This window comes from Streptomyces sp. NPDC058195 (assembly GCF_042883525.1).
GTDB lineage: Bacteria > Actinomycetota > Actinomycetes > Streptomycetales > Streptomycetaceae > Streptomyces.
Window position 1 is genome coordinate 49,092 of record NZ_JBHVVM010000008.1, and the last position, 24,836, is coordinate 73,927.

17 protein-coding genes are annotated in these 24,836 nt (G+C 70.9%); 12 read left to right on the forward strand and 5 right to left on the reverse strand.

Annotation, left to right across the window (positions count from 1 at the left end):
• Positions 1-99 precede the first annotated feature (99 nt).
• Positions 100-1,554: a M1 family metallopeptidase gene (locus tag ACFVWY_RS12585; RefSeq protein ID WP_389870465.1), complete on the forward strand. Its 1,455-nt coding sequence runs from the start codon at positions 100-102 to the stop codon at positions 1,552-1,554.
• Between the two features lie 141 nt (positions 1,555-1,695).
• Positions 1,696-3,216 (forward strand): GTPase HflX, encoded by a 1,521-nt coding sequence (gene hflX, locus ACFVWY_RS12590; RefSeq protein WP_389870467.1) that lies wholly within the window; start codon positions 1,696-1,698, stop codon positions 3,214-3,216.
• 81 nt (positions 3,217-3,297) lie between these two features.
• On the opposite strand, the gene ACFVWY_RS12595 is transcribed toward hflX, so the two are convergent.
• Together ACFVWY_RS12595 and ACFVWY_RS12600 are read right to left on the reverse strand one after the other, a co-directional pair.
• Positions 3,298-4,467, reverse strand: a complete 1,170-nt coding sequence (locus ACFVWY_RS12595) for a trypsin-like serine peptidase (RefSeq protein ID WP_389870469.1) — start codon at positions 4,465-4,467, stop codon at positions 3,298-3,300.
• A gap of 229 nt (positions 4,468-4,696) precedes the next feature.
• Positions 4,697-5,911: a trypsin-like serine peptidase gene (locus ACFVWY_RS12600; RefSeq protein WP_389870472.1), complete on the reverse strand. Its 1,215-nt coding sequence runs from the start codon at positions 5,909-5,911 to the stop codon at positions 4,697-4,699.
• Between the two features lie 329 nt (positions 5,912-6,240).
• Between ACFVWY_RS12600 and ACFVWY_RS12605 the strand changes: the two genes are divergently transcribed.
• The 5 genes from ACFVWY_RS12605 to ACFVWY_RS12625 are packed head-to-tail and all read left to right on the forward strand — an operon-like array spanning position 6,241 to position 14,294.
• Entirely contained in the window at positions 6,241-7,620 is a 1,380-nt protein-coding gene (locus ACFVWY_RS12605; RefSeq protein ID WP_389870474.1) for a diaminobutyrate--2-oxoglutarate transaminase family protein, read from the forward strand.
• 29 nt (positions 7,621-7,649) lie between these two features.
• Complete coding sequence (locus ACFVWY_RS12610) at positions 7,650-9,551, forward strand: IucA/IucC family protein (RefSeq protein ID WP_389870476.1); 1,902 nt, start codon at positions 7,650-7,652, stop codon at positions 9,549-9,551.
• 43 nt (positions 9,552-9,594) lie between these two features.
• A complete protein-coding gene (locus ACFVWY_RS12615) occupies positions 9,595-10,350 on the forward strand; it encodes a GNAT family N-acetyltransferase (RefSeq protein WP_389870479.1) in 756 nt (251 codons plus the stop codon).
• 60 nt (positions 10,351-10,410) lie between these two features.
• Complete coding sequence (locus tag ACFVWY_RS12620; protein ID WP_389870481.1) at positions 10,411-12,285, forward strand: IucA/IucC family protein; 1,875 nt, start codon at positions 10,411-10,413, stop codon at positions 12,283-12,285.
• Positions 12,286-12,323: 38 nt separating this feature from the next.
• On the forward strand, positions 12,324-14,294 hold the full coding sequence (locus tag ACFVWY_RS12625; protein ID WP_389870483.1) for an ATP-dependent DNA helicase: 1,971 nt from the start codon (positions 12,324-12,326) through the stop codon (positions 14,292-14,294).
• Positions 14,295-14,400: 106 nt separating this feature from the next.
• On the opposite strand, the gene lexA is transcribed toward ACFVWY_RS12625, so the two are convergent.
• Positions 14,401-15,195 (reverse strand): transcriptional repressor LexA, encoded by a 795-nt coding sequence (gene lexA / locus ACFVWY_RS12630; protein WP_376685044.1) that lies wholly within the window; start codon positions 15,193-15,195, stop codon positions 14,401-14,403.
• A gap of 489 nt (positions 15,196-15,684) precedes the next feature.
• Between lexA and nrdR the strand changes: the two genes are divergently transcribed.
• The 4 genes from nrdR (at position 15,685) to ACFVWY_RS12650 (ending at position 22,311) form a co-directional block, all read left to right on the forward strand.
• On the forward strand, positions 15,685-16,191 hold the full coding sequence (gene nrdR / locus ACFVWY_RS12635; RefSeq protein ID WP_389870486.1) for a transcriptional regulator NrdR: 507 nt from the start codon (positions 15,685-15,687) through the stop codon (positions 16,189-16,191).
• Positions 16,192-16,350: 159 nt separating this feature from the next.
• The gene (locus tag ACFVWY_RS12640) at positions 16,351-19,245 is read left to right on the forward strand and encodes a vitamin B12-dependent ribonucleotide reductase (RefSeq protein WP_389870487.1); all 2,895 of its coding nucleotides are present in this window, start codon (positions 16,351-16,353) and stop codon (positions 19,243-19,245) included.
• Between the two features lie 146 nt (positions 19,246-19,391).
• Entirely contained in the window at positions 19,392-19,835 is a 444-nt protein-coding gene (locus ACFVWY_RS12645; protein WP_389870489.1) for a helix-turn-helix transcriptional regulator, read from the forward strand.
• Between the two features lie 85 nt (positions 19,836-19,920).
• Positions 19,921-22,311, forward strand: coding sequence for an ATP-binding cassette domain-containing protein (locus ACFVWY_RS12650; protein WP_389870491.1), 2,391 nt, complete (start codon positions 19,921-19,923; stop codon positions 22,309-22,311).
• 140 nt (positions 22,312-22,451) lie between these two features.
• Here the strand turns inward: ACFVWY_RS12650 and ACFVWY_RS12655 are convergent, their stop codons facing one another.
• Together ACFVWY_RS12655 and ACFVWY_RS12660 are read right to left on the reverse strand one after the other, a co-directional pair.
• The gene (locus tag ACFVWY_RS12655; RefSeq protein ID WP_389870493.1) at positions 22,452-22,988 is read right to left on the reverse strand and encodes a TerD family protein; all 537 of its coding nucleotides are present in this window, start codon (positions 22,986-22,988) and stop codon (positions 22,452-22,454) included.
• 158 nt (positions 22,989-23,146) lie between these two features.
• A complete protein-coding gene (locus tag ACFVWY_RS12660) occupies positions 23,147-24,103 on the reverse strand; it encodes a DUF1152 domain-containing protein (RefSeq protein ID WP_389870495.1) in 957 nt (318 codons plus the stop codon).
• Positions 24,104-24,162: 59 nt separating this feature from the next.
• Between ACFVWY_RS12660 and ACFVWY_RS12665 the strand changes: the two genes are divergently transcribed.
• Entirely contained in the window at positions 24,163-24,798 is a 636-nt protein-coding gene (locus tag ACFVWY_RS12665) for a YdbC family protein (protein ID WP_389870497.1), read from the forward strand.
• Positions 24,799-24,836: the final 38 nt, after the last annotated feature.

Below are 24,836 nucleotides of genomic sequence, written 5' to 3' on the forward strand. Positions count from 1 at the left end.
CCCCGCCGGCCCGGCGCCGTCCGTCCCAGCGCTCTCATTCGGGTGGCGCGGCGCGCGCGCCGCGTCCGTCCGGCGGGATGTCGCTGATAGCGGTAGTCCATGCCGTTCATCTCCCGCCGCCTGCGGGCCGCTCTGCTGGCCGCCGCATCCGCCACCCTGGTCGCAGCCACCCTCCCCTCGCCCGTGCCGCTCGGCATCGGCGATCCGCTCTTCCCCGAGCTCGGCAACCCCGGCTACGACGTCCGCGCCTACGACATCGCGTTCGTCTACCACGGCGACAACAACAAGCCACTGGACGCCGTCACCAGGATCGACGCGCGGACCACCGAGCCGCTGGACCGGATCAACCTCGACTTCACCCGGGGCACCGTCCGCTCCGTCGACGTCAACGGCCTGCGCGCCGAATACGCCGTCACGAACGAGGACCTGGTCATCCAGCCGCCGAGCAGACTCCCCGCCGGAGTGCCGGTGCGGATCACCGTCCACCACACCAGCGACCCGACCGGCCCCGCGGACAGCGGCGGCTGGGTGCGCACCGCCGACGGGCTGGCGATGGCCAATCAGGCCGACGCCGCGCACCGGGTCTTCCCCAGCAACGACCATCCCTCCGACAAGGCGTACTTCACCTTCCGGGTCACCGCCCCGCGCGACCTCACCGTGGTGGCCAACGGGTTTCCCACCCGGGAGGTCCGGCACGGCACCGACACCACCTGGACCTACCGCACCGCCCACCCCATGGCCACCGAACTGGCCCAGGTCTCCATCGGGCGCTCCGCCGTCCTGCGCCGGACCGGCCCGCACGGACTGCCGGTACGCGACGTGGTGCCCGCCGCCGACCGCGAGCGCCTCGAACCCCGGCTGAGCAGAACCCCCGCCCAGCTGGAATGGATGGAGGAACAGGTCGGCCGCTACCCCTTCGAGACGTACGGGCTGCTCGTCGCGGACACCCGTACCGGCTTCGAGCTGGAGACCCAGACACTCTCGCTGTTCGAGCGGGCCCTCTTCCTCGAAAGCGGCTACCCCGACTGGTACCTCGACTCGATCATGGTGCACGAGCTGGCCCACCAGTGGTTCGGCGACAGCGTGGCGCCCCGGCGCTGGTCCGACGTGTGGCAGAACGAGGGACACGCCACCTGGTACGAGGCCCGCTACGCCGAGGAGCACGGCGGCCCGACCCTGCAGAGCCGGATGCGCACGGCCTACACCCTGTCCGACGGCTGGCGCGCCGCGGGCGGCCCCCCGGCCCGCCCCGACGCCCCGGCCCCCGGGGACAAGATCAGCCTGTTCCGGCCGGTGGTGTACGACGGCAGCGCGCTGGTGCTCTACGCACTGCGCCAGGAGATCGGCGAGCGCGCCTTCGGCCGGCTGGAGCGGAGCTGGGTGCGCAGGCACCGGGACGGCGACGCCGGCACCGCGGACTTCGTCCGCCTGGCGTCGCGGGCGGCGGGCCGCGACCTGACCACGTTCCTCGACGCCTGGCTGTACGGGACGAAGACGCCGCCTATGCCGGGACACCCGGACTGGCGCAGCGCCGCCCCCGCGGGGCAGCAGTAAACCCGGATGACTGGCGACGGTGGCGCGTGTCACTATCGACGGGTCGCCGCGGCGGCCGGACCGGAGAACCCCGTCGGGAATCTTTGGAAGGGGTCACGCGTTGTGACTGATGTAGCGGATTTCCAACGACGTAAGGATCCAATGACCTCCTCTTCTTCCCTTCCCCAGGACGCGCAGGACGCGCAGAGCGCTACGGAGAACATGACCGAGAGCCTCACCGAGAGCCTTCGGGCCGACGCCCTGATGGAAGAGGACGTCGCCTGGAGCCACGAGATCGACGGAGAGCGGGACGGCGAGCAGCTCGACCGCTCCGAGCGCGCCGCGCTGCGGCGTGTGGCCGGGCTCTCCACCGAGCTCGAGGACGTCACCGAAGTCGAGTACCGGCAGCTGCGCCTGGAGCGCGTGGTGCTGGTCGGTGTCTGGACCTCGGGGACCGTGCGTGACGCGGAGAACTCCCTCGCGGAGCTGGCCGCACTGGCGGAGACGGCGGGCGCCCAGGTGCTCGACGCCGTCTTCCAGCGCCGCGACAAGCCCGACCCGGCCACCTACATCGGCTCGGGCAAGGCGCTGGAGCTGCGTGACATCGTCCTTGAATCCGGGGCCGACACCGTCGTCTGCGACGGTGAGCTCAGCCCCGGCCAGCTGATCCACCTGGAAGACGTCGTCAAGGTCAAGGTGGTCGACCGGACCGCCCTGATCCTCGACATCTTCGCCCAGCACGCCAAGTCCCGCGAGGGCAAGGCACAGGTCTCGCTGGCCCAGATGCAGTACATGCTGCCGCGGCTGCGCGGCTGGGGTCAGTCGCTCTCCCGTCAGATGGGCGGCGGCGGTTCCAGCGGCGGCGGGGGCATGGCCACCCGTGGTCCCGGAGAGACCAAGATCGAGACGGACCGGCGCCGGATCCGCGAGAAGATGGCGAAGATGCGCCGGGAGATCGCGGAGCTGAAGACCAGCCGCGAGATCAAGCGCCAGGAGCGCAGGCGCAACAAGGTGCCGTCGGTCGCCATCGCCGGATACACCAACGCGGGCAAGTCCTCCTTGCTCAACCGGCTGACCGGGGCGGGCGTCCTGGTGGAGAACGCGCTGTTCGCCACCCTCGACCCGACCGTGCGCCGGGCCGAGACGCCGAGCGGACGGCTCTACACCCTGGCCGACACCGTCGGGTTCGTACGGCATCTGCCGCACCACATCGTCGAGGCGTTCCGCTCCACGATGGAGGAGGTCGGCGACTCCGACCTGATCCTGCACGTGGTGGATGGCTCCCATCCGGCGCCGGAGGAGCAGCTCGCCGCGGTGCGCGAGGTGATCCGCGAGGTCGGCGCGGTGGACGTGCCCGAGATCGTGGTGATCAACAAGGCGGACGCGGCTGATCCGCTGGTGCTCCAGCAGCTGCTGCGCATCGAGAAGCACGCCATCGCCGTCTCGGCGCGCACCGGTGCCGGGATCGACGAGCTGCTCCAGCTCATCGACACGGAGCTGCCGAGGCCGTCGGTCGAGATCGAGGCGCTCGTGCCGTACATCCAGGGAGGACTGATCTCCCGGGTGCACGCCGAGGGCGAGATGGTCTCCGAGGAGCACACCTCGGAGGGCACCTTGATCAGGGCGCGGGTGCACGAGGAGCTGGCGGCCGAGCTCTCCTCGTTCGTCGCCGTGGCGCACTGACCGCCTGCCGCGGCGACGCGAGAGCGGACCGAAGGCCCGCCCCCGGCCGGGGGCGGGCCTTCGGGCTGTGCGGCGCGCGTTCTACCGGCCGGCGAACCGCTTGATCGTGGCGTCGAAGGCGGCCTTCGCCCCCGGGCCCAGCTGGGGCCCGGCGAGCCAGCCCGAGGTCACCGGGCCGATCGAGGTGTTGGAGACCAGCACGGACTTGCCGTCGCCACCCGCGATGAACCAGCCGCCGCCGGACGAACCGCCGGTCATGGTGCAGCCGATGCGGTACATCGCCGGGGTGTCCGGGCTGACCGAGAGCCGCCCGGGACGGTCGACGCACTTGTGCATGATCAGTCCGTCGTACGGGGGAGCGGCCGGGTAGCCCCAGGCCCCCATGGCGCTGATCCGCGTGGCCTGGGGGGCGTTGAACTCGACCTCCAGGGCGTTGCCCACGGTCTCCTCCAGCGACTTGGTGCCCCGCTCCGGCTTCACGTGCAGCACCGCGTAGTCGTAGGGAGCGCCCTCGCCGCCGGTGGGGCCGCCGTCGTTGATCCACTCCCCGGACGTGGTCGCCCAGTCCGCCCAGTACGCACCGTACGGGGCGACCTCCTGCGGCTGTGCGTTCTGCAGGGCGGCGGCGGACTTGCCCTTGTCGTTGTACGCGGGCACGAAGACGATGTTGCGGTACCAGCCGCCCTTCGAACCGGCGTGCACGCAGTGCCCGGCGGTCCACACGAGGTTGGACTTCCCCGGGTTCTCCGGGTCCTTGACGACTGTGCCCGAGCAGACCATCGAGCCCTCGGGGGAGTCGAAGAACACCTTGCCGACCGGGGCCGCGTAGTTGTGGTACGGCGTCTTCTCGCGCTCCGCCCGCACCGGTTCGGGCTCCGGGTCGGAGACGCCCTGGCCGCCGGTGACGTCACCGGCCGCCATCGTCTTCGCCGGGTCCTTGGCCGACTTCATCCGCTCGGGCTCCCACAGCCCTTCGATGACCGGGTTGACGAAGTCCTTGGCCTCACGCAGCCAGGTCTCCTTGTCCCACTTCTTCCACGCGCCGTTCTTCCACTTCTCCGGGTCGACGCCGTGCTTCTTCAACGTCTCGGCCAGCCCGTCGGGCAGCGAACCGGCGGTGTCGTGACCGGCCGAGGCGTCGGCCGCGGGCTTGCCGGCCGCGTCGTCCTCCTCGGGGCCACAGGCCGTCGCCGTCAGCGCGAGCGCGGCGACGAGGCCGGTCGCGGCGAGCAGTGGACGTATGGATCGCATGGAACGGATTCCCCCTGAATAACCTGAATTGCCATGAACTTGTCATGCGGATCGACGGCCGGACGGGTGGCCGCCGACGACGCAGGGGCCCACCCTACGACGGCCCGGGGCATGCTCCGCGCCGCGACGGCGCGCGTGCCAAACGGAAGGCCCCCGGCGCGACTTCCGCGCGCCGGGGGCCTGGCGTACCGTCACATCCGTCCGGGAGGGCGGGGACGGCGGTGCCGCGTCACTGTCCCGCGTACTTCTTGCTCACCGATTCGTAGACGCCCTTGGCCACGTCGCCGAGGCGCGGACCGGCCAGCCAGCCTGCGGTCACCGGGCCGATGGAGGTGTTCGAGACCAGTGCGGGCTTGCCGTCCTGGCCCGCGGCGACCCAGCCGCCGCCGGACGAACCACCGGTCATGGTGCAGCCGATCCGGTACATCGTCGGGTCCTGCGCGGTCAGCGAGAGCCGCCCCGGCCTGTCCTTGCACTGGAACGCCTTCTGGCCGTCGTACGGCGGGGCCGCCGGGAAGCCGGTCGCCGTCATGCCGGCGATCTTCGGCACGGCCGGGGCGTTGAAATCGACGGGCAGTGCCGAACCGACCGTCTCCTCCAGGGACTTGCCCGTGGCGCCCTTCTCCGGCGTCACGTGCAGCACCGCGAAGTCGTACGGCGCGCCCTGCCCGCCCATCGAGGAGCCCTGCGAGATCCACTGGTCGGACGTCTGCGCCCAGGTGCCCCACCACACGCCGTAGGGGGCGATCTGTTCCTTGGTCGCCTTCTCCAGGCCGGCCGCCGACAGGCCCTGGTTGTTGTAGGACGGAACGAAGGCGATGTTGCGGTACCAGCCGCCCTTCTTGCCCGCGTGCACGCAGTGCCCGGCGGTCCACACCAGGTTGGACTTCCCGGGGTGCGCCGGGTCCGTGACCACGGTCGCGGAGCAGACCATGGTGCCCTCGGGGCTGTCGAAGAGCAGCTTCCCGGAGGCGGGGGCGCTGTCGTGGTAAGGCGTCGCGACGTTCGTGGCACGGACCGGCACCGGCGTCGGGTCCGTCACACCCACATCGCCGGAGATGTCGTTGTCGACCGGCTTCTCGGGGGACTTGTCCGCGTCCCGCATACGGTCCGGGTTCCAGAGGTCCTCGATGATCGGGTTGACGAAGTCCTTGGCCTCACGCAGCCAGGTCTCCTTGTCCCAGTTCTTCCACTCGCCGTTCTTCCACTGGTCGAGATCGATCCCGTGTTCCTTGAGACGGTTCTTCAGGTCGTCGGGAATCTTGATCTCGCCGTCCTGGGACTGACCGGCGGACGCGCCCGGCGCGTTGCTCGCGGCCTCCTCCTCGGGCCCGCAGGCGGTGGCGGTCAGCGCGAGGACCGCGGCCACGGCGGCCACGGCGAGCACCGGGCGGCGGCGCGCCCTCCCCTGGCGTACGGCGAGATCCGGTCGAACGAGTCGCATGTGGTGATCCCCCTGGGACTTCCGTAACTCAACACTTCGGTACAGCACTTCGGCGGAGCTCCGAGCCGACCGCTCCGAACACCCCGTGGACGGCCGGATGCGTGTCCGGATTCCTGTGCGGCCCCCACTATGCCGGTGCCGATGGGGACGGTGACCGGCAGGTCCGCGGTTCCGCCGCCGCAAGGATCTTCCGATTTACCCGTGATCCGCCGCGTTCGGCGTCGTTGGTACGTGCGGGAGAGCCGGGAACCGTGTTCATCCCCGCACCTCGTCCGCGCGTCGACGGGCCGATGTGCAACACAACCGTTACAGCAGGAGGACCGAAAGCCGTGGCCGTGACCGAATCAGCCCCGGTGGCAGCGCCGTCGGTGCACGAAGGGATTCTGCGCCGCCAGTCCCTGCGAGAATCCGCGGCCCGTACCTACGCCCGCTCTTTGCCGATCGTGCCGGTACGGGCCCGCGGACTGACCATCGAGGGCGCGGACGGGAAGCGGTACCTCGACTGCCTGTCCGGCGCGGGCACCCTGGCGCTCGGGCACAACCACCCGGTCGTCCTGGAGGCGATCAAGAAGGTGATCGACTCGGGCGCCCCGCTGCACGTGCTCGATCTCGCCACCCCGGTCAAGGACGCCTTCACCACGGAGCTGTTCGCCACCCTGCCCCGGCGGTTCGCGGAGAACGCCCGGATCCAGTTCTGCGGACCTGCGGGCACCGACGCGGTCGAGGCGGCCTTCAAGCTGGTCCGCGGCGCTACCGGGCGCAGTGGCCTGTTCGCCTTCACCGGCGCCTACCACGGGATGACGGCGGGGGCGCTCGCCGCGTCCGGCGGTGCCGAGAACGTGGCGGTGACACGGCTGCCGTTCCCGCTCGACTACCGCTGCCCCTTCGGCGTCGGCAAGGAGCGCGGCGCCGAGATCGCCGCCCGGTGGACCGAGAACCTCCTGGACGACCCCAAGTCCGGCACCCCGCTGCCAGCCGGGATGATCCTCGAACCCGTACAGGGCGAGGGCGGGGTGAACCCGGCCCCGGACGGGTGGATGCGCCGGATGCGCGAGATCACCGAGGCCCGCTCCGTCCCGCTGATCGCCGACGAGGTCCAGACCGGAGTCGGCCGCACCGGCGCCTTCTGGGCGGTCGAGCACAGCGGGATCGTGCCCGACGTGATGGTGCTCTCCAAGGCGATCGGCGGCTCCCTCCCGCTCGCCGTGATCGTCTACCGGGCCGAACTCGACACCTGGCGGCCCGGTGCCCACGCGGGCACCTTCCGGGGCAACCAGCTCGCGATGGCCGCCGGTACGGCCACCCTCGCCTACGTACGGGAGAACCGTCTCGCCGAGCGCGCCGCCACCCTCGGCGCCCGCATGCTCGCCCGCCTCCGGGCGCTGGCCGCCGACCACCCCACCATCGGCGACGTACGCGGACGCGGCCTGATGATCGGCATCGAGCTGGTCGACCCGGACGCCGCCGCGTCCGGCGACGGTCCCGAGCCCCCGCCCGCCCCCGCCCTCGCCGCCGCTGTCCAGCAGGAGTGCCTGCGCCGCGGGCTCATCGTCGAGATCGGCGGACGCCACTCCGCCGTCGTACGCCTCCTCCCGCCCCTGACGCTCACCGACGAACAGGCGACGGCGGTCGTGGACCGCCTCGCCGACGCCCTGGCGGCCGCCGAGCGGTCGCCGCACCACCGGATCACGACCGGGTCGGTCCGCTGACCCCGGACGCCCTCACGAGAAAGACCACCGTGAACCCCACCCCCACCCCTACCCCCACCCCCCACGCCGACGGAGCTCCCCCCACTCCGCCGCGAGGACAGGCCAAGGCCGCCGGGCCGCTCTTCCTCGAACAGTCCGTCGTGCCGCGCCAGATGACGGCCCCGCCCGAGGAGCGCCACGCCACCGGAGCCGCGTTCCCCGGCGAGGCACCGGCCGACCCGCTCGACCACCCGGACCCGTACCGGGCCGCCGACACGGCGGGCACGGAGAACCTGCTGCGGTGCTGGGTCCGGGAGACCGGCCTGTCCGGCCCGGACGGGCGCACGCTCCGCATCCCCCTCCCCGCCAGCGGAACCGCCCTGCTCGCCCCCGTCCACCACTGGTCGGCCACCGGCTGGCACCGCTTCGGCCCGCCCTCCCTGGAAGGCGCGCCCGAAGGGGCACCGCCCGCCGACGCCGTCACCGTCGCCGCCCTGCTGGGCCGTGAGGCCGACCGCGACCACGGCGCCGATCTGGTGGCCCGGGTGGCCGACTCCGTGCGGCGCACCGCGGGCTTCGTCGCCGAGCAGCGCCGCGACCCGCGCGCCCCGGCTGGCGGCGACCTCTTCCTCACCGCCGAGCAGTCCCTGCTGCTCGGCCACCCCCTTCACCCCACCCCCAAGAGCCGCGAAGGACTCTCCGAGGCCGAATCCCGGCTCTACTCACCCGAGTCGCACGGCTCCTTCCCGCTCCACTGGATGGCCGTCGACCGGTCCCTGCTGGCCACCGACTCCGCCTGGACCGACAAGGGACGCCCGCTGCCCGCAGAGGAACTGGTCGCCGCCCACGCCGAAGGGCTACGACTTCCGAACGGCACCGCACCGCTGCCCCTCCACCCCTGGCAGGCCCGCGAGCTGGGCCACCGTCCCGAGGTTGCCGCCCTGCTCGACGCCGGGCTGCTGCACGACCTGGGACCGTACGGCGAGCGCTGGCACCCCACCTCCTCGGTCCGCACCGTGCACCGCCCCGGCGCCGAGGTCATGCTCAAGCTCTCCCTGGGCGTCCGCATCACCAACTCCCGCCGGGAGAACCTCCGCAAGGAACTCCATCGCGGCGTCGAGGTCCACCGGCTGCTGCGCAGCGGGCTCGCCACCGAGTGGCACGCCGCCCACCCGGACTTCGACATCGTCCGCGACCCCGCATGGCTCGCCGTCGACGCCCCGGACGGCGCCCCCGTCCGGGGCCTCGACGTGATCCTCCGGCACAACCCGTTCGGGCCGCTGGACGACGCCGTCTGCATCGCGGCCCTGACCGCGCCGCGCCCCTGGCCGGGCCGGACGGGCGTGTACACACGCCTCGCCGCGACCGTGCACGGGCTGGCCGCCGCCACCGGCCGGAGCACCGGCGCGGTGGCCGCCGAGTGGTTCCTGCGCTACCTGGACCGCGTCGTGCGCCCGGTGCTCTGGCTCGACGGCCGGGCCGGGGTGGCCCTCGAAGCGCACCAGCAGAACACCCTGGTGATCCTGGACCGCGAGGGGTGGCCGGTGGGCGGCCGGTACCGCGACAACCAGGGCTACTACTTCCGCGAGTCCCACCGCGCGGCTCTGGAGGACCGCCTTCCCGGCATCGGGGCGCTGAGCGACACCTTCGTCTCCGACGCGGTCACCGACGAGCGGTTCGCCTACTACCTCGGTATCAACCATGTGTTCGGCCTGATCGGGGCGTTCGGCGCCCAGCGGCTCGCCGACGAGCGCGTACTGCTCGCGGCCTTCCGCCGGTTCCTCGCCTCCGCCGCCGACCTGGGCTCCCCGCTCCCCGCGCATCTGCTGGAAAAGCCCCAGCTGAGGTGCAAGGCCAATCTGCTGACCCGGATGCACGGCCTGGACGAGCTGGTCGGCCCCGTCGACACCCAGTCCGTCTACATCACCATGGCCAACCCCCTGCACGCCTGAGGGACAGCCGACCACCGTCCGACCGCGAGAGGAGAACGCCCCCGTGGCTCCCGCCGACGCGTCTGCCGACGCCGGAACCGGCCCCGCACCACCGGCCGGCACCGGCGCCGACGACACCCTGGACCTGGAACTCCCCGGGGAACTCCTCGCCCTGCTCGGCGACGACGCGCCGGACACCGCGAACGACCGGGACCGGGGGACCGGCCCGGAGCCGGTGGCGGCCCGCTCCGACCTGCTCGACCGCCCGGCCGACTGGCGCCCCGTCGCCACGTCGGCCGGGGTGTTCCAGCTCGTCCCCGTACGCCTGGAGCGCGATCTGGCCGTACTCAGCCGCTGGATGAACGACCCCGCGGTCGCGGCCTTCTGGGGGCTCGCCGGGCCCGAGGCCGTCACGGCCGCCCATCTGCGCCCCCAGCTCGACGGCGACGGGCGCAGCGTGCCCTGCCTCGGCGTGCTCGGGGGCGTCCCCATGAGCTACTGGGAGATCTACCGCGCGGATCTCGACCCGCTGGCCCGCCACTATCCGGCCCGCCCGCACGACACCGGAATCCACCTGCTCATCGGCGCTGTGAACGACCGCGGCCATGGCATCGGCACCACCCTGCTGCGGGCCGTCGCCGATCTCGTGCTCGATCAACGCCCCCGGTGCGCGCGCGTGGTCGCCGAGCCCGACCTGCGGAACACCCCGTCCGTCTCCGCCTTCCTGAGCGCAGGCTTCCGCTTCTCCGCGGAGCTGGAACTCCCCGACAAGCAAGCCGCCCTGATGGTCCGCGACCGAATCCATCGTGCCCAGCTGTGAACGAACCCTTGCCCTACTCACACCGCTCGAACCCCATGGGTTCCACCCCGAGGAGTCCCCGTGCCTACATATCCCGAGAGCCATGATTCAGCGGAGTCCCCCGCACTGCTCCGCACACCCGAACTGAACCGCACGGTGTGGGACCGGGCCGCCGCCCGGATGCTCGCCAAGATGCTCGAACAGTTCGCCTACGAGGAAGTCGTCGAGCCGGTCCGGCAGGCCAGCGGGAGCGATGCCTACGCCCTCGCCCTCGACGACGGCCGACGCCTCTCCTTCCGCGCCCGCCGGGGCGTGTACGGCAGCTGGCACATCGCCCCGGACTCCATCCTGGAGACCCCCGTGAGCACCCCGGGGACACCGGACGGCGACCGCCCGGCCACCGGCGCTACACCCTTCCGCGACCCGCTCCGCCTCCTGGTCCGCGCCCGCCGCCTCCTCGGCATCGACGGCGCCACCCTCGGACACCTCATCCGTGAGATCACCACCACCCTCACCGCCGACGCCCGCCTCGACCACACCGCGCTCACCGCCGCCGAGCTGGCCGACCTCGACTACGCCGAGCTGGAGGGGCACCAGACCGGCCACCCCTGGCTGGTCGCGAACAAGGGCCGCCTCGGTCTCTCCGCCGCCGACGCCGCGCGCTACACCCCCGAGGCCCGCACCCCACTCACCCTGCCGTGGATCGCGGTCTCCACCTCGATCGCCGCCTATCGCGGAGCCGCCGGACTGACCGTTCCGGAACAGCTGTACGCCCACGAGCTGGACCCCGCGGTCCGCGCCTCCTTCGAGGCCGTGCTCCGCGCCCGCGGCCTCGACCCGGGCGGCTACCTCTTCCTCCCCGTACACCCCTGGCAGTGGGACGAATGGATCGTTCCGCTCTTCGCGCCCGCCCTCGCCGCCGGGGAGATCGTGCCGCTCCACGCCGACGCGGACCTCAGGCTGCCCCAGCAGTCCATCCGGACCTTCAGCAATGTGGCCCGCCCCGACCGGCACTCCGTCAAGCTGCCGCTGTCGATCCTCAACACCCTGGTCTGGCGCGGGCTGCCGACCGAACGGACCCTCGCCGCCCCCGCCGTCACCACCTGGGTCCACGGCCTGCGTGACCAGGACGCCTTCCTCCGCGACACCTGCCGGGTCATCCTGCTCGGCGAGGTCGCCTCCGTGACCGTGGAGCACCCGCTCTACGACCGCCTTCCCGAGGCCCCGTACCAGTTCAAGGAGATCCTCGGCGCGATCTGGCGTGAACCCCTCCAGCCCCGGCTCGCCCCCGGTGAGCGGGCCCGGACCCTCGCCTCGCTGCTCCACACCGACCCGGGCGGCCGGGCCTTCACCGCCGAGCTCGTCGCCCGCTCCGGACTCACCCCCACCGCCTGGCTGACCTGTCTCTTCTCCGCCCTGCTCCCGCCGCTGCTCCACTTCCTCTACCGATACGGCACGGTCTTCTCCCCGCACGGCGAGAACGCCATCGTGGTCTTCGACGAGCGGGACGTACCGGCACGCCTGGCGATCAAGGACTTCGTCGACGACGTGAACGTCAGCGCCCAGTGGCTGCCGGAGCACGACACGATGCCCGAGGACGTACGCCGCATCCTGCTCACCGAGGAACCCGACTTCCTCACCCAGTTCATCCACGCCGGGCTCTTCGTCGGCGTGTTCCGCTTCCTGTCGGCGCTGTGCGAGGAGCAGCTGGGCGTTCCGGAGGACGAATTCTGGTCACTCGTCCGGGCCGAGATCCTGCGCCACCACGCCCGCTTTCCGGAGCTCAAGGACCGGTTCGAGATGTTCGACCTGCTCACCCCCGACATCGAACGCCTCTGTCTGAACCGCAACCGGCTGCACGTCGACGGCTACCGCGACCGTCCGCAGCGCCCGCACGCCGCCATCCACGGGTCCGTGCCCAACCCGCTCCACCCCGACGCCGGAGTCCGGGAGTGACCGCTGTTGTCAGTGGCGACCCGTACGCTGGTCGGGCTATGACGAAGCCATCCCTTCCCGAGCTCCTGCACGCCGCCGTGACCGCCGTCGGCGGTACGGAGCGCCCTGGTCAGGCCGCCATGGCCGAGGCCGTCGCCGAGGCCGTGGACGACCAATCCCATCTGCTCGTCCAGGCCGGCACCGGCACCGGAAAGTCCCTCGGCTATCTGGTGCCCGCGCTCGCGCACGGGGAGCGGGTCGTGGTCGCCACGGCGACCCTGGCACTCCAGCGCCAGCTGGTGGAGCGTGACCTTCCCCGTACGGTCGACGCGCTGCATCCGCTGCTGCGCCGCCGCCCCCAGTTCGCCATGCTCAAGGGCCGGTCGAACTACCTGTGTCTGCACCGGCTCCACGAAGGGGTGCCGCAGGACGAGGAGGAGGGCCTGTTCGACCCGTTCGAGGCCGCCGCCCCGTCGAGCAAGCTGGGCCAGGATCTGATCCGGCTGCGGGACTGGTCGGACGAGACGGAGAGCGGCGATCGTGACGACCTCACCCCAGGGGTCTCCGATCGCGCCTGGGCTCAGGTCTCCGTCTCCTCGCGCGAGTGCCTGGGTGCCTCGAAGTGCGCGTACGGGGCCGAGTGCTTCGCGGAGGCGGCCCGGGAGCGGGCCAAGCTCGCCGAGGTCGTCGTCACCAATCACGCTCTCCTGGCCATCGACGCCATCGAGGGCGCCCCGGTGCTTCCGCAGCACGAGGTGCTGATCGTCGACGAGGCCCATGAGCTGGTCTCCCGGGTGACCGGCGTGGCCACCGGAGAGCTCACCCCCGGCCAGGTCAACCGGGCGGTCCGCCGCGCGGCGAAGCTGGTCAACGAGAAGGCGGCCGACGCGCTGCAGACGGCCTCGGAGGGCTTCGAGCGGGTGATGGAGCTGGCGCTGCCCGGCCGCCTGGAAGAGGTTCCCGAGGATCTGAACTACGCGCTGCTGGCACTGCGCGACGCCGCGCGCACGGTGATCTCCGCCCTGGGCGCGACCCGCGACAAGTCCGTCCAGGACGAGGACGCCGTGCGCAAGCAGGCCCTGGCCTCGGTGGAGTCGATCCATGGCGTCGCCGAGCGGATCACCCACGGCTCGGAGTACGACGTCGTCTGGTTCGAGCGCCACGACCGCTTCGGTGCCTCCCTGCGGGTGGCCCCGCTCTCCGTCTCGGGACTGCTGCGCGAGAAGCTCTTCACCGAGCGGTCCGTCGTGCTGACCTCGGCCACGCTGAAGCTCGGCGGGGATTTCAACGGGGTGGGCGCCTCGCTGGGGCTGGCGCCCGAGGGCACCGGTGGCGAGGACCTTCCGCAGTGGAAGGGGCTGGACGTCGGCTCGCCGTTCGACTACCCCAAGCAGGGCATTCTCTACGTCGCCCGGCACCTGGCCACGCCGGGGCGGGAGGGCTCCCGCACCGACATGCTGGACGAGCTCGCCGAGCTGGTCGAGGCGGCGGGCGGGCGCACCCTCGGGCTGTTCTCCTCGATGCGGGCGGCCCAGGCCGCGGCCGAGGAGCTGCGGGGCCGGCTGGACAAGCCGATCCTGCTCCAGGGCGAGGAGACGCTGGGCGAGCTGATCAAGAATTTCGCGGCCGACCCGGAGACCTGCCTCTTCGGCACGCTCTCGCTCTGGCAGGGCGTCGATGTGCCGGGGGCCAGCTGCCAGCTCGTAGTCATGGACCGCATCCCCTTCCCGCGCCCCGACGATCCGCTGATGAGCGCGCGCCAGAAGGCGGTCGAGGAGGCGGGCGGCAATGGCTTCATGGCCGTCGCGGCCACGCACGCGGCGCTGCTGATGGCCCAGGGAGCGGGTCGGCTCGTCCGGGCGACGGGGGACAAGGGTGTGGTCGCCGTGCTCGACCCGCGCCTGGCCAACGCCCGCTATGGGAGCTATCTCCGCGCCTCGCTGCCCGATTTCTGGTACACCACCGATCGCAACCAGGCGCGTCGCTCGCTCGCGGCGATCGACGCGGCGGCCACGGCGGACGGCCGGTAGGCCGCACCGGGCTCCGGCCGGGAGTCCGGCGGAGGGCCCGAGCGGACATGAGCGGGCCCCGGGATCGGCGCAGTGGATCCCGGGGCCCGGTCGGAGAGGGCGGGCCTCACACCCGCCGCAGCACCGCCACCACCTTGCCGAGGATCGTCGCTTCGTCACCCGGAATCGGCTGGTACGCGGCATTGTGCGGGAGCAGCCAGACATGGCCGTCCTCCCGCTTGAAGCGCTTGACGGTGGCCTCGCCGTCCAGCATGGCGGCCACGATGTCGCCGTTCTCCGCGACGGGCTGGCGGCGGACGGTGACCCAGTCGCCGTCGCAGATGGCCGCCTCGATCATCGAATCGCCGACGACCTTGAGGACGAACAGCTCGCCGTCACCGACGAGCTGGCGGGGGAGGGGGAAGACGTCCTCGACCGACTCCTCGGCGAGGATGGGGCCGCCTGCCGCGATCCGGCCGACCAGCGGCACGTACGAGGCCGCGGGCTTGCCGGTCGTGTCCGTGGGCTGCGAGCTGGGCTGGTCCGAACCGCGTACCTCGTAGGCCCGGGGCCGGTGGGGGTCGCGACGCAGGAAACCCTTCCGCTCCAGGGCCATCAGCTGATGCGCCACGGACGACGTGCTGGAGAGGCCCACCGCCTGGCCGATCTCGCGCATGGAGGGGGGATAACCACGCCGCTGCACGGAGTCCCGGATCACCTCGATGACGCGCCGCTGCCGGTCCGTGAGCCCCGAGCTGTCCGCCCGGATTCCGGGAGGTCGACCGGGCAGGGAGCGCGCTGGACGCGCGGACTCCGGTCCCTCCATGTTCGTGACTGAGTCATTCATGGCATGCACCGGCTCGAATCGGCCCTGGGAGCGGTCCTGGGCGGTGATGGTGGCACTGTCTGCGGTGGTGGTCACGTCGGCCCCTCTCGAATGGTCTCCCTGGCTGGACAACGGTAGTGGCTTTCGAAAGGTTGCGCCAAACACACGTTCGAGTGAAAAAGGTATAAAAGTCTGTCGCGTGTTCTCCGGCAGGTGTATGCGCAAAGGATGTGCGCCAGGATTCCCCTGCGGGTCGCCCCCTGGCGGGACGGGCGCGCCGATCGCCGCGGGGGGCTTGCCCGGGTGTGACGGGCGGGCCCCGCGACGTCGGCCGCCGCGTCGTTCCCGTACCCTCTAACGCGGCCGCTACGCTGCCTGCCGACGGCTCGCGATGAGCGACACGCGGTAGGGCCGAGTGCGGGAGCAAACCCAAGATCTAGTGGTTGGATTGCTCCGGCCACCCAGAAGTTGTGGTCCTCGGTGAATCGAGGGTGTGGCCATCGCCTATGCTTGTGACAGCTTCGAGGGGCCCCGGCGGGCCCCGATGAGGCTATTCAGTCGTGCTGTGAAGGAGGGTTGGGAGCCATGCACTGCCCCTTCTGCAGGCACCCCGACAGCCGGGTCGTCGACAGTCGCACCACCGATGACGGCACGTCGATCCGACGCCGTCGCCAGTGCCCCGACTGCTCCCGCCGTTTCACGACGGTGGAGACCTGTTCGCTGATGGTGGTGAAGCGCAGCGGTGTGACCGAGCCCTTCAGCCGGACGAAGGTCATCTCCGGAGTGCGCAAGGCGTGCCAGGGGCGGCCGGTCACCGAGGACGCCCTCGCCAAGCTCGGCCAGCGGGTCGAGGAGGCGGTGCGGGCGACCGGCAGCGCCGAGCTGACCACGCACGACGTGGGCCTGGCCATCCTCGGCCCCCTGCGGGAACTCGACCTCGTCGCGTACCTGCGTTTCGCGTCCGTGTACCGGGCGTTCGACACACTCGAAGACTTCGAGGCCGCCATCGCGGAGCTCCGTGAGCGGCGGCCTTCTGCGGAAGGGAACGGCGGGGCCGTGGAGGTTCCCGTTCCCGCCGCTGCCGCCGACTGATCGGCACCGGCCGCCGCCGTCATGGGGCGGGACCGGCCGCAGGGCGGCTTCATAGACCTGCTTCGGCGCTCTGGGTGGCGTCCGAGGTATCAGAGACAGACGGTGCCCCGGGAAGTTCTGGGCACTTCAGGGTGTTTTTGCCCACATATGGGAGGCGGCATGACAGAGACGGCGAGCGGCCCGGCACGAGGTTCCCGCACCAAGGGAGCCAAGTCGAGCAAGGGGCTGCGTATCGAGCGCATCCACACCACTCCCGGCGTGCATCCGTACGACGAGGTGGCGTGGGAGCGTCGTGACGTCGTCATGACCAACTGGCGCGACGGCTCGATCAACTTCGAGCAGCGTGGCGTCGAGTTCCCCGACTTCTGGTCGGTGAACGCGGTCAACATCGTCACCAGCAAGTACTTCCGCGGGGCCGTCGGCACCCCGCAGCGCGAGACCGGTCTGCGGCAGCTGATCGACCGGATCGTGAAGACGTACCGCAAGGCCGGCGAGGACTACAGCTACTTCGCCTCCCCCGCGGACGCCGAGATCTTCGAGCACGAGCTGGCGTACGCCCTCCTGCACCAGATCTTCAGCTTCAACTCCCCGGTGTGGTTCAACGTCGGGACGCCCCAGCCGCAGCAGGTCTCGGCCTGCTTCATCCTGTCCGTCGACGACTCCATGGAGTCGATCCTCGACTGGTACAAGGAAGAGGGCATGATCTTCAAGGGCGGCTCCGGTGCCGGCCTGAACCTCTCCCGCATCCGCTCCTCCAAGGAGCTGCTGTCCTCCGGCGGCAACGCCTCCGGCCCGGTCTCCTTCATGCGCGGCGCCGACGCCTCCGCCGGAACCATCAAGTCCGGCGGCGCCACCCGGCGCGCGGCCAAGATGGTCATCCTCGACGTCGACCACCCCGACATCGAGAACTTCATCGAGACCAAGGTGAAGGAGGAGGAGAAGATCCGCGCCCTGCGCGACGCGGGCTTCGACATGGACCTGGGCGGCGACGACATCACGTCCGTCCAGTACCAGAACGCCAACAACTCGGTCCGGGTCAACGACGAGTTCATGAAGGCCGTCGAGTCCGGCGGCGCGTTCGGGCTGCGCGCCCGCATGACCGGTGAGGTCATCGAGGAGGTCGACGCCAAGTCGCTCTTCCGCAAGATGGCCGAGGCCGCCTGGGCCTGCGCCGACCCCGGCATCCAGTACGACGACACCATCAACCACTGGCACACCTGCCCGGAGTCCGGCCGGATCAACGGCTCGAACCCCTGCTCCGAGTACATGCACCTGGACAACACCTCGTGCAACCTCGCCTCGCTGAACCTGATGAAGTTCCTCAAGGACGACGGCGAGGGCAACCAGTCCTTCGACGTCGAGCGCTTCGCCAAGGTCGTCGAGCTGGTCATCACCGCGATGGACATCTCCATCTGCTTCGCCGACTTCCCGACCGAGAAGATCGGTGAGAACACCCGGGCCTTCCGCCAGCTCGGCATCGGCTACGCCAACCTCGGCGCCCTGCTGATGGCGACCGGCCACGCCTACGACAGCGAGGGGGGCCGCGCCCTCGCCGGCGCCATCACCTCGCTGATGACGGGTACGTCGTACAAGCGCTCCGCCGAGCTCGCCGCGGTCGTCGGCCCGTACGACGGCTACGCCCGCAACGCCGAGCCGCACCAGCGCGTCATGAAGCAGCACGCCGACGCCAACTCGGCCGCCGTCCACATGGACGACCTGGACAACCCGATCTGGGCCGCCGCGACGGAGGCCTGGCAGGACGTGCTCCGCCTCGGCGCGAAGAACGGTTTCCGCAACGCGCAGGCCTCGGTCATCGCGCCGACCGGCACCATCGGTCTCGCGATGTCCTGCGACACCACCGGCCTGGAGCCCGACCTCGCCCTGGTCAAGTTCAAGAAGCTGGTCGGCGGCGGCTCGATGCAGATCGTCAACGGCACCGTCCCGCAGGCCCTGCGCCGCCTGGGCTACCCGGAGGAGCAGATCGAGGCGATCGTCGAGCACATCGCCGAGCACGGCAACGTGATCGACGCCCCCGGTCTGAAGACCGAGCACTACGAGGTCTTCGACTGCGCGATGGGCGAGCGCTCCATCTCCGCGATGGGCCACGTCCGCATGATGGCCGCGATCCAGCCCTGGATCTCCGGCGCGCTGTCCAAGACGGTGAACCTGCCGGAGACGGCCACCGTCGAGGACGTCGAGGAGGTCTACTTCGAGGCGTGGAAGATGGGCGTCAAGGCGCTCGCCATCTACCGCGACAACTGCAAGGTCGGCCAGCCCCTCTCCGCGAAGACCAAGGAGAAGGAGAAGGCGGAGGTCACGGCCAAGGCCGAGGAGACCATCCGTACCGCGGTCGAGAAGGTCGTCGAGTACCGCCCGGTCCGCAAGCGCCTGCCCAAGGGCCGTCCCGGCATCACCACCTCCTTCACGGTGGGCGGCGCCGAGGGCTACATGACCGCCAACTCCTACCCCGACGACGGTCTCGGCGAGGTCTTCCTGAAGATGTCCAAGCAGGGCTCCACCCTCGCGGGCATGATGGACGCCTTCTCCATCGCCGTCTCGGTCGGCCTGCAGTACGGCGTTCCGCTGGAGACCTACGTCTCGAAGTTCACCAACATGCGCTTCGAGCCGGCCGGAATGACGGACGACCCGGACGTGCGGATGGCGCAGTCGATCGTCGACTACATCTTCCGCCGCCTCGCGCTGGACTTCCTGCCCTTCGAGACCCGCTCCGCGCTCGGCATCCACTCGGCCGAGGAGCGCCAGCGCCACCTCGACACCGGTTCGTACGAGCCCTCGCTCGACGACGAGGAGATGGACATCGAGAGCCTGGCCCAGTCCGCCCCGGTGCGGACGGAGCCGCTGAAGGCGGTGGCCGTGGTGCAGGAGGCGGAGAAGCCCGCCCCCCGGACCGCGCACACCTCGGCGGAGCTCGTCGAGATGCAGCTCGGGATCAGCGCGGACGCGCCGCTCTGCTTCTCCTGCGGCACCAAGATGCAGCGTGCCGGTTCCTGCTACATCTGCGAGGGCTGCGGCTCGACCAGCGGTTGCAGCTGATAATTCCGCGCATCCCGGTCACCGGGTGACACGCATCCCGGTCATCGGGTGAGGAGGGCGCCGGCCAGTGGTCGGCGCCCTCCGGCGTACCGGGCCGGTGCCGCTCGCGGGGGCGGCTGTCCGAGCGGTGTGGCACGATCTCGCAGATGACCAGCAGACCCGATGAGACACAACGGCTGCGTGATCTCGCGCGGCTGCGCCGTGTCCGTGACCGGATCGACCGGGATTTCGCGCAGCCACTGGACGTCGAGGCCCTGGCCCGCGGCGCCCACATGTCGGCCGGGCATCTGAGCCGCGCGTTCCGGCAGGCGTACGGGGAGTCTCCGTACGGGTATCTGATGACGCGGCGCATCGAGCGGGCGATGGCACTGCTGCGGCGCGGTGACCTCAGCGTCACCGAGGTCTGCTTCATGGTCGGCTGCTCGTCGCTGGGCACCTTCAGTACGCGTTTCACCGAGCTGGTGGGCATGCCGCCCAGTACGTACCGGCGGGAGGCCGCGCGTGCCACGGAGGGGATGCCCTCGTGTGTGGCGAAGCAGGTCACCCGACCGATCAGGAATCGAGAAGCGCGGTCACAGGGCCGCGACTAGCGTGCCGTGCATGGGCATCCACGACGCACGTGAGCTTCCCGCCGCACACGGGAGGCCCCGCCCGACAGATGGAGACACGACAAGCATGGCCAAGAGGACGGACACGTCGTCGCCCGAGCGGCACGCTGCCGACAGCCACGACATGATCCGCGTGTACGGCGCGCGCGTGAACAACCTCAAGGACGTCAGCATCGAGATCCCGAAGCGCCGTCTGACGGTCTTCACCGGAGTCTCCGGTTCGGGCAAGAGCTCGCTGGTGTTCGGCACCATCGCCGCCGAGTCGCAGCGACTGATCAACGAGACGTACAGCGCCTTCGTGCAGGGCTTCATGCCGAGCCTGGCGCGGCCCGAGGTCGATGTGCTCGACGGGCTGACGACCGTGATCACGGTCGACCAGCAGCGACTCGGCGCCGACCCGCGCTCCACGGTCGGCACCGCCACCGACGCCAACGCGATGCTGCGCATCCTCTTCAGCCGGCTGGGCAAGCCGTACATCGGCTCGCCCCAGGCCTTCTCCTTCAACGTCGCGTCGGTCCAGGCCAGCGGCGCGTTCAAGGTCGACCGGGGCGCGGACCGCACCAAGACCGTCAAGCGGACCTTCACCCGCACCGGCGGCATGTGCACCCACTGCGAAGGCCGGGGCAGGGTCTCGGACATCGACCTGAGCCAGCTGTACGACGACACCAAGTCGCTCTCCGAGGGCGCGTTCACCATCCCCGGCTGGAAGTCGGACAGTTTCTGGACCGTACGGGTCTACGCCGAGTCCGGCCTCCTCGACCCGGACAAGCCGATCCGGGAGTTCAGCAGGAGGGAGATGCAGGACTTCCTCTACCGGGAGCCGACCAAGGTGAAGGTCGAGGGCGTCAACCTCACCTACGAGGGCCTGATCCCCAAGATCCAGAAGTCCTTCCTCTCCAAGGACAAGGAAGCGTTGCAGCCGCACATCCGGGAGTTCGTGGAGCGGGCGGTCGCCTTCACCACCTGCCCCGCGTGCGAGGGCAGCCGTCTCAGCGAGGAGGCCCGCTCCTCGAAGATCGGGAAGCTGGGCATCGCCGACGCCTGCGCGATGCAGATCAGCGACCTGGCCGGGTGGGTGCGCGGCCTCGACGACGCCTCGGTGGCCCCGTTGCTCGCCGCGCTGGGGCAGACCCTGGACTCGTTCGTGGAGATCGGGCTCGGCTACCTCTCGCTCGACCGGCCCTCGGGCACCCTGTCCGGCGGCGAGGCGCAGCGCGTCAAGATGATCCGCCATCTCGGCTCCTCGCTCACCGATGTCACCTACGTCTTCGACGAGCCCACCATCGGCCTGCACCCGCACGACATCCAGCGGATGAACGGCCTGCTGCTGAGGCTGCGGGACAAGGGCAACACGGTGCTCGTCGTGGAGCACAAGCCGCAGACGATCGCCGTCGCCGATCATGTCGTGGACCTCGGTCCCGGCGCCGGTCCGGCGGGCGGCACGGTCTGCTTCGAGGGCACCGTCGAGGAGCTGCGGTCCGGCGACACGGTCACCGGCCGCCATCTCGACGACCGTGCGGCGCTCAAGGGCACGGTGCGCGAGCCCACCGGGGCGCTGAAGGTCCGGGGCGCGAGCACGCACAACCTCCAGGGCGTCGATGTCGACATCCCGCTCGGCGTGCTCACCGTCGTCACCGGCGTCGCGGGGTCCGGCAAGAGCTCGCTCGTGCACGGGTCGATGCCCGTGGGCACGGAGGTGGTGTCGGTCGACCAGAGCGCCATCCGCGGCTCGCGGCGGAGTAACCCGGCGACGTACACCGGACTGCTCGACCCGATCCGCAAGGCGTTCGCGAAGGCCAACGGTGTGAAGCCGGCGCTGTTCAGCCCCAACTCCGAGGGCGCCTGCCCGGCCTGCAACGGGGCGGGCGTGATCTACACCGACCTGGCGATGATGGCGGGGGTCGCCACACCCTGCGAGGAGTGCGAGGGGAAGCGGTTCCAGTCCTCGGTGCTCGACCACCTCTTCGGCGGCCGCGACATCAGCGAGGTACTCGCGATGCCGGTGGCCCAGGCCGAGGAGTTCTTCGGAGCCGGGGAGGCGCGCAACCCGGCCGCGCACCGCATCCTGCGGCGGCTCACGGACGTCGGACTCGGCTATCTCAGCCTCGGCCAGCCGCTCACCACGCTCTCCGGCGGCGAGCGGCAGCGGCTCAGGCTGGCGACGCACATGGCGGACAAGGGCGGTGTGTACGTCCTCGACGAGCCGACCACCGGTCTCCACCTCGCCGACGTGGAACAGCTGCTCGGCCTGCTGGACCGGCTCGTCGACTCGGGGAAGTCGGTCATCGTGGTCGAGCACCACCAGGCGGTGATGGCACACGCGGACTGGATCATCGATCTGGGGCCCGGTGCCGGTCACGACGGCGGCAGGATCGTCTTCGAGGGCACCCCGGCCGAGCTCGTGGCCGCCCGCTCCACCCTCACGGGTGAGCACCTGGCGCAGTACGTCGGAGCCTGACGCCCGACCGGGCGCGGAGCCCTGTCCGGGACCTCGCGCCCCGGTCAGGGCTCCGTCGGCACCGCGCGGACGCGGCAACCGGACCCGGCGGTGCCTCCGCCGGACGTGCCGGCACTCCGCGCGGGCGCGGCCCTGCCGCCTCACGCCCCGGACGTACGGTTTCCCATGGTCGTGGTGAACGAGTCCGGGTCGCCGTCGAAGCCCCGGACGCCGCGGTGGAACTCCCAGGCCCCGGAGGCGCTGCGGGCGAATTCGGCCACGACGGCCGCGGTGGCCGTGCCGACCGAGGAGAAGTCGTCCTCCGCCAGGACCGAGTAGCCCTCCCGTACCTGGACACCTGTGTTCGCTATCCCGGCGAACGTCAGGCGACCGTCGCGCTGCTGGATGGCGACGCCGACGAGCACCCGGGAGTACGCGCTCGACAGGCGGTCCAGCTCCAGCGTCATCTCCTCGTCGAAGCCGAGGCCCTGGCCGGTCCGGCTGTCGCGGTTGAGGGTGATGGTGCCGTCCGGCGAGCGGCTGTCGAAGTGCACGAGGTACGCCGGGCTGCCGTACGGCGCTTCGGCGAGGTAGGTCGCGGCGATGATGTCGAGGTCGTGGGCCGGGGCTCCCGAGGGACTGGGATCCCATTTGATCCTGACGTCGACCTTGTCGAGGTCCTTATTGGGGGTGCTCATCGGACTTGCCTCCCTGGCTTTCCGCTGGGCCGTCGGGCCGCTGACATCACCCGATCATGTCCCCAACCGGCCGTGGAGCCAACCGAATCGGCGCAGGAGGACCGAATCGGGCCACCGGCCCGGCGCCACCGCGGTGGGCCCGGTCGTGGCCGGTGAGGTCAGTGCGGGATGCGGCGCGGCGGCCGCTGCGCGACCTCGTCGCGGAACGCCTCGATGGCGCTGCTGACCTGACGGATCAGATGGGTGTGCTCGATCCGGTCGAGATAGCGGCAGTTGCGGGCCACCCCCTCCAGCTCGAAGGCGAAGCAGAGTGTCATCAGCGGATTGATGAACAGCTCGCTGCCGCGGGTGCGTGAGGTGAACTGGACGTTTCCGAAAGAGCCTTGGACGGCGGCGGCGATCGAACCGTTCACGATGCTGGGGTGGTCGGGCGTGTGGTGCTGGGCGTGGGCCACGGCATCGAGGAAGAGCGCGCCCTCGCGTGTCGTACGGGAGACGGAGAACGCGCCGAGGAAGGCGCCGTCCCGTTCGAGTGCGGCGATGTTCTCCAGAACGAGCCCGTGGCTCACCCCGTGGTACGCGTCGATGCCGAAGCCTATGGACACCACGAGGCGCTCCGGCACGTCGATCGCGGCGAGCGCGGCGACGCTGGCCAGATCCTCCTCGGGGGTGCCGAGTCCGGATTCGTCGCCGCGCATCAGGATGTCCGTACCGCCGTCGACCAGGACGACCGCGTCGATGCCGTACCGCTCGATCAGCGCCCGGTAGGCGGCGCGCAGTGGTTGCACGCCGACCCGGGAGAGGGCGTGGACCGTGCAGGGATAGCCATGCAGTCTCAGCCATTGGGCGAGCGTCCGCTCGGGGAAGTACGCCTGGTGCGGGGATGTTTCGGGGGTGATGGCGGCGACGTCGGGGGCGAGCCAGGAGTCGGTGGGGAGCCCTTCGAGCGCGCTGAACGACAGATTGGCGAGTTGTACGTGCTTGCCCTGGTGAAGCAGGGAGAGCGCGAGGGGCAGCCCCGCGTAGATGTCGAAGCCGCCGCCCGCCCCCGCGACGAGGACGCGCTCCGCGGATTCGAGCCGGTGGAACAGCGGGTGGGTGTGCAGCGGGACCATGGCGGTCATTCTGCGGCCCGCGAAGGCCGGTTCGGGGCTTCCGCGTCCGGGCGTGACCCATGACACGCCCGGCCCCGTACGATGGCGCGGTGCTGGTGAAGTGGATGCGTTGCACCGTGGTGGACCGTCGAGGCTTCGAGCGGGGGCAGCAGAAGTGGGCGGGGCTGCTCGGCGAGCCCGGATTCCGGGGGCAGGGCGGCGGTTGGAGCCGACGCCACCCGGACGTGGCCCATGTCTTCGCCTTCTGGGACAACCGTGTCTTCTACGACTCGTTCATGGCGCGCGCGCACGACGCCCTGGCCGCCGAGCAGTCCGGTACGTACAGCACCGCTCAGGTCAAGCTCTTCCAGTACCGCTTCGATGTGAAGACCGGGTTCGAACCGCGGTTCACCGACGCGGACGTGGTCCGGGTGGCGCACAGCAGGGTGCGTGAGGACCGGGTGGAGCACTTCGCTCTGATGCAGGAGCGGGTGTGGAATCCAGCGATGGCCGGATCGCCGGGCATGCTGCGCGGGGTCTTCGGAGAAGCGCCGGGGCAGGAGTTCCTCGTGCTGTCGATGTGGCAGTCGAGCGCCGAACGCGGCAAGTACCGGGCCGGGAGTGTCGACCGGCTGGCACAGCGGGCGCAGACCGAGGACGACGTGATGGAGCTGACGGGCGACGTCGTGCGGCTGGAACCGTCATGGACGGTGTGACCGGCCCGGCGGCGGTGGCCGGCCGCGGCCGATGAGGC

Bases quoted from the DNA above. Each gene is read 5' to 3' on its own strand.
- ACFVWY_RS12585 (WP_389870465.1), top strand. From the start codon at position 100: ATGCCGTTCATCTCCCGCCGCCTGCGGGCCGCTCTGCTGGCCGCCGCA.
- hflX (WP_389870467.1), top strand. From the start codon at position 1,696: ATGACCTCCTCTTCTTCCCTTCCCCAGGACGCGCAGGACGCGCAGAGC.
- ACFVWY_RS12595 (WP_389870469.1), bottom strand. From the start codon at position 4,467: ATGCGATCCATACGTCCACTGCTCGCCGCGACCGGCCTCGTCGCCGCG.
- ACFVWY_RS12600 (WP_389870472.1), bottom strand. From the start codon at position 5,911: ATGCGACTCGTTCGACCGGATCTCGCCGTACGCCAGGGGAGGGCGCGC.
- ACFVWY_RS12625 (WP_389870483.1), top strand. From the start codon at position 12,324: ATGACGAAGCCATCCCTTCCCGAGCTCCTGCACGCCGCCGTGACCGCC.
- nrdR (WP_389870486.1), top strand. From the start codon at position 15,685: ATGCACTGCCCCTTCTGCAGGCACCCCGACAGCCGGGTCGTCGACAGT.
- ACFVWY_RS12640 (WP_389870487.1), top strand. From the start codon at position 16,351: ATGACAGAGACGGCGAGCGGCCCGGCACGAGGTTCCCGCACCAAGGGA.
- ACFVWY_RS12645 (WP_389870489.1), top strand. From the start codon at position 19,392: ATGACCAGCAGACCCGATGAGACACAACGGCTGCGTGATCTCGCGCGG.
- ACFVWY_RS12650 (WP_389870491.1), top strand. From the start codon at position 19,921: ATGGCCAAGAGGACGGACACGTCGTCGCCCGAGCGGCACGCTGCCGAC.
- ACFVWY_RS12655 (WP_389870493.1), bottom strand. From the start codon at position 22,988: ATGAGCACCCCCAATAAGGACCTCGACAAGGTCGACGTCAGGATCAAA.
- ACFVWY_RS12660 (WP_389870495.1), bottom strand. From the start codon at position 24,103: ATGGTCCCGCTGCACACCCACCCGCTGTTCCACCGGCTCGAATCCGCG.
- ACFVWY_RS12665 (WP_389870497.1), top strand. From the start codon at position 24,163: ATGACACGCCCGGCCCCGTACGATGGCGCGGTGCTGGTGAAGTGGATG.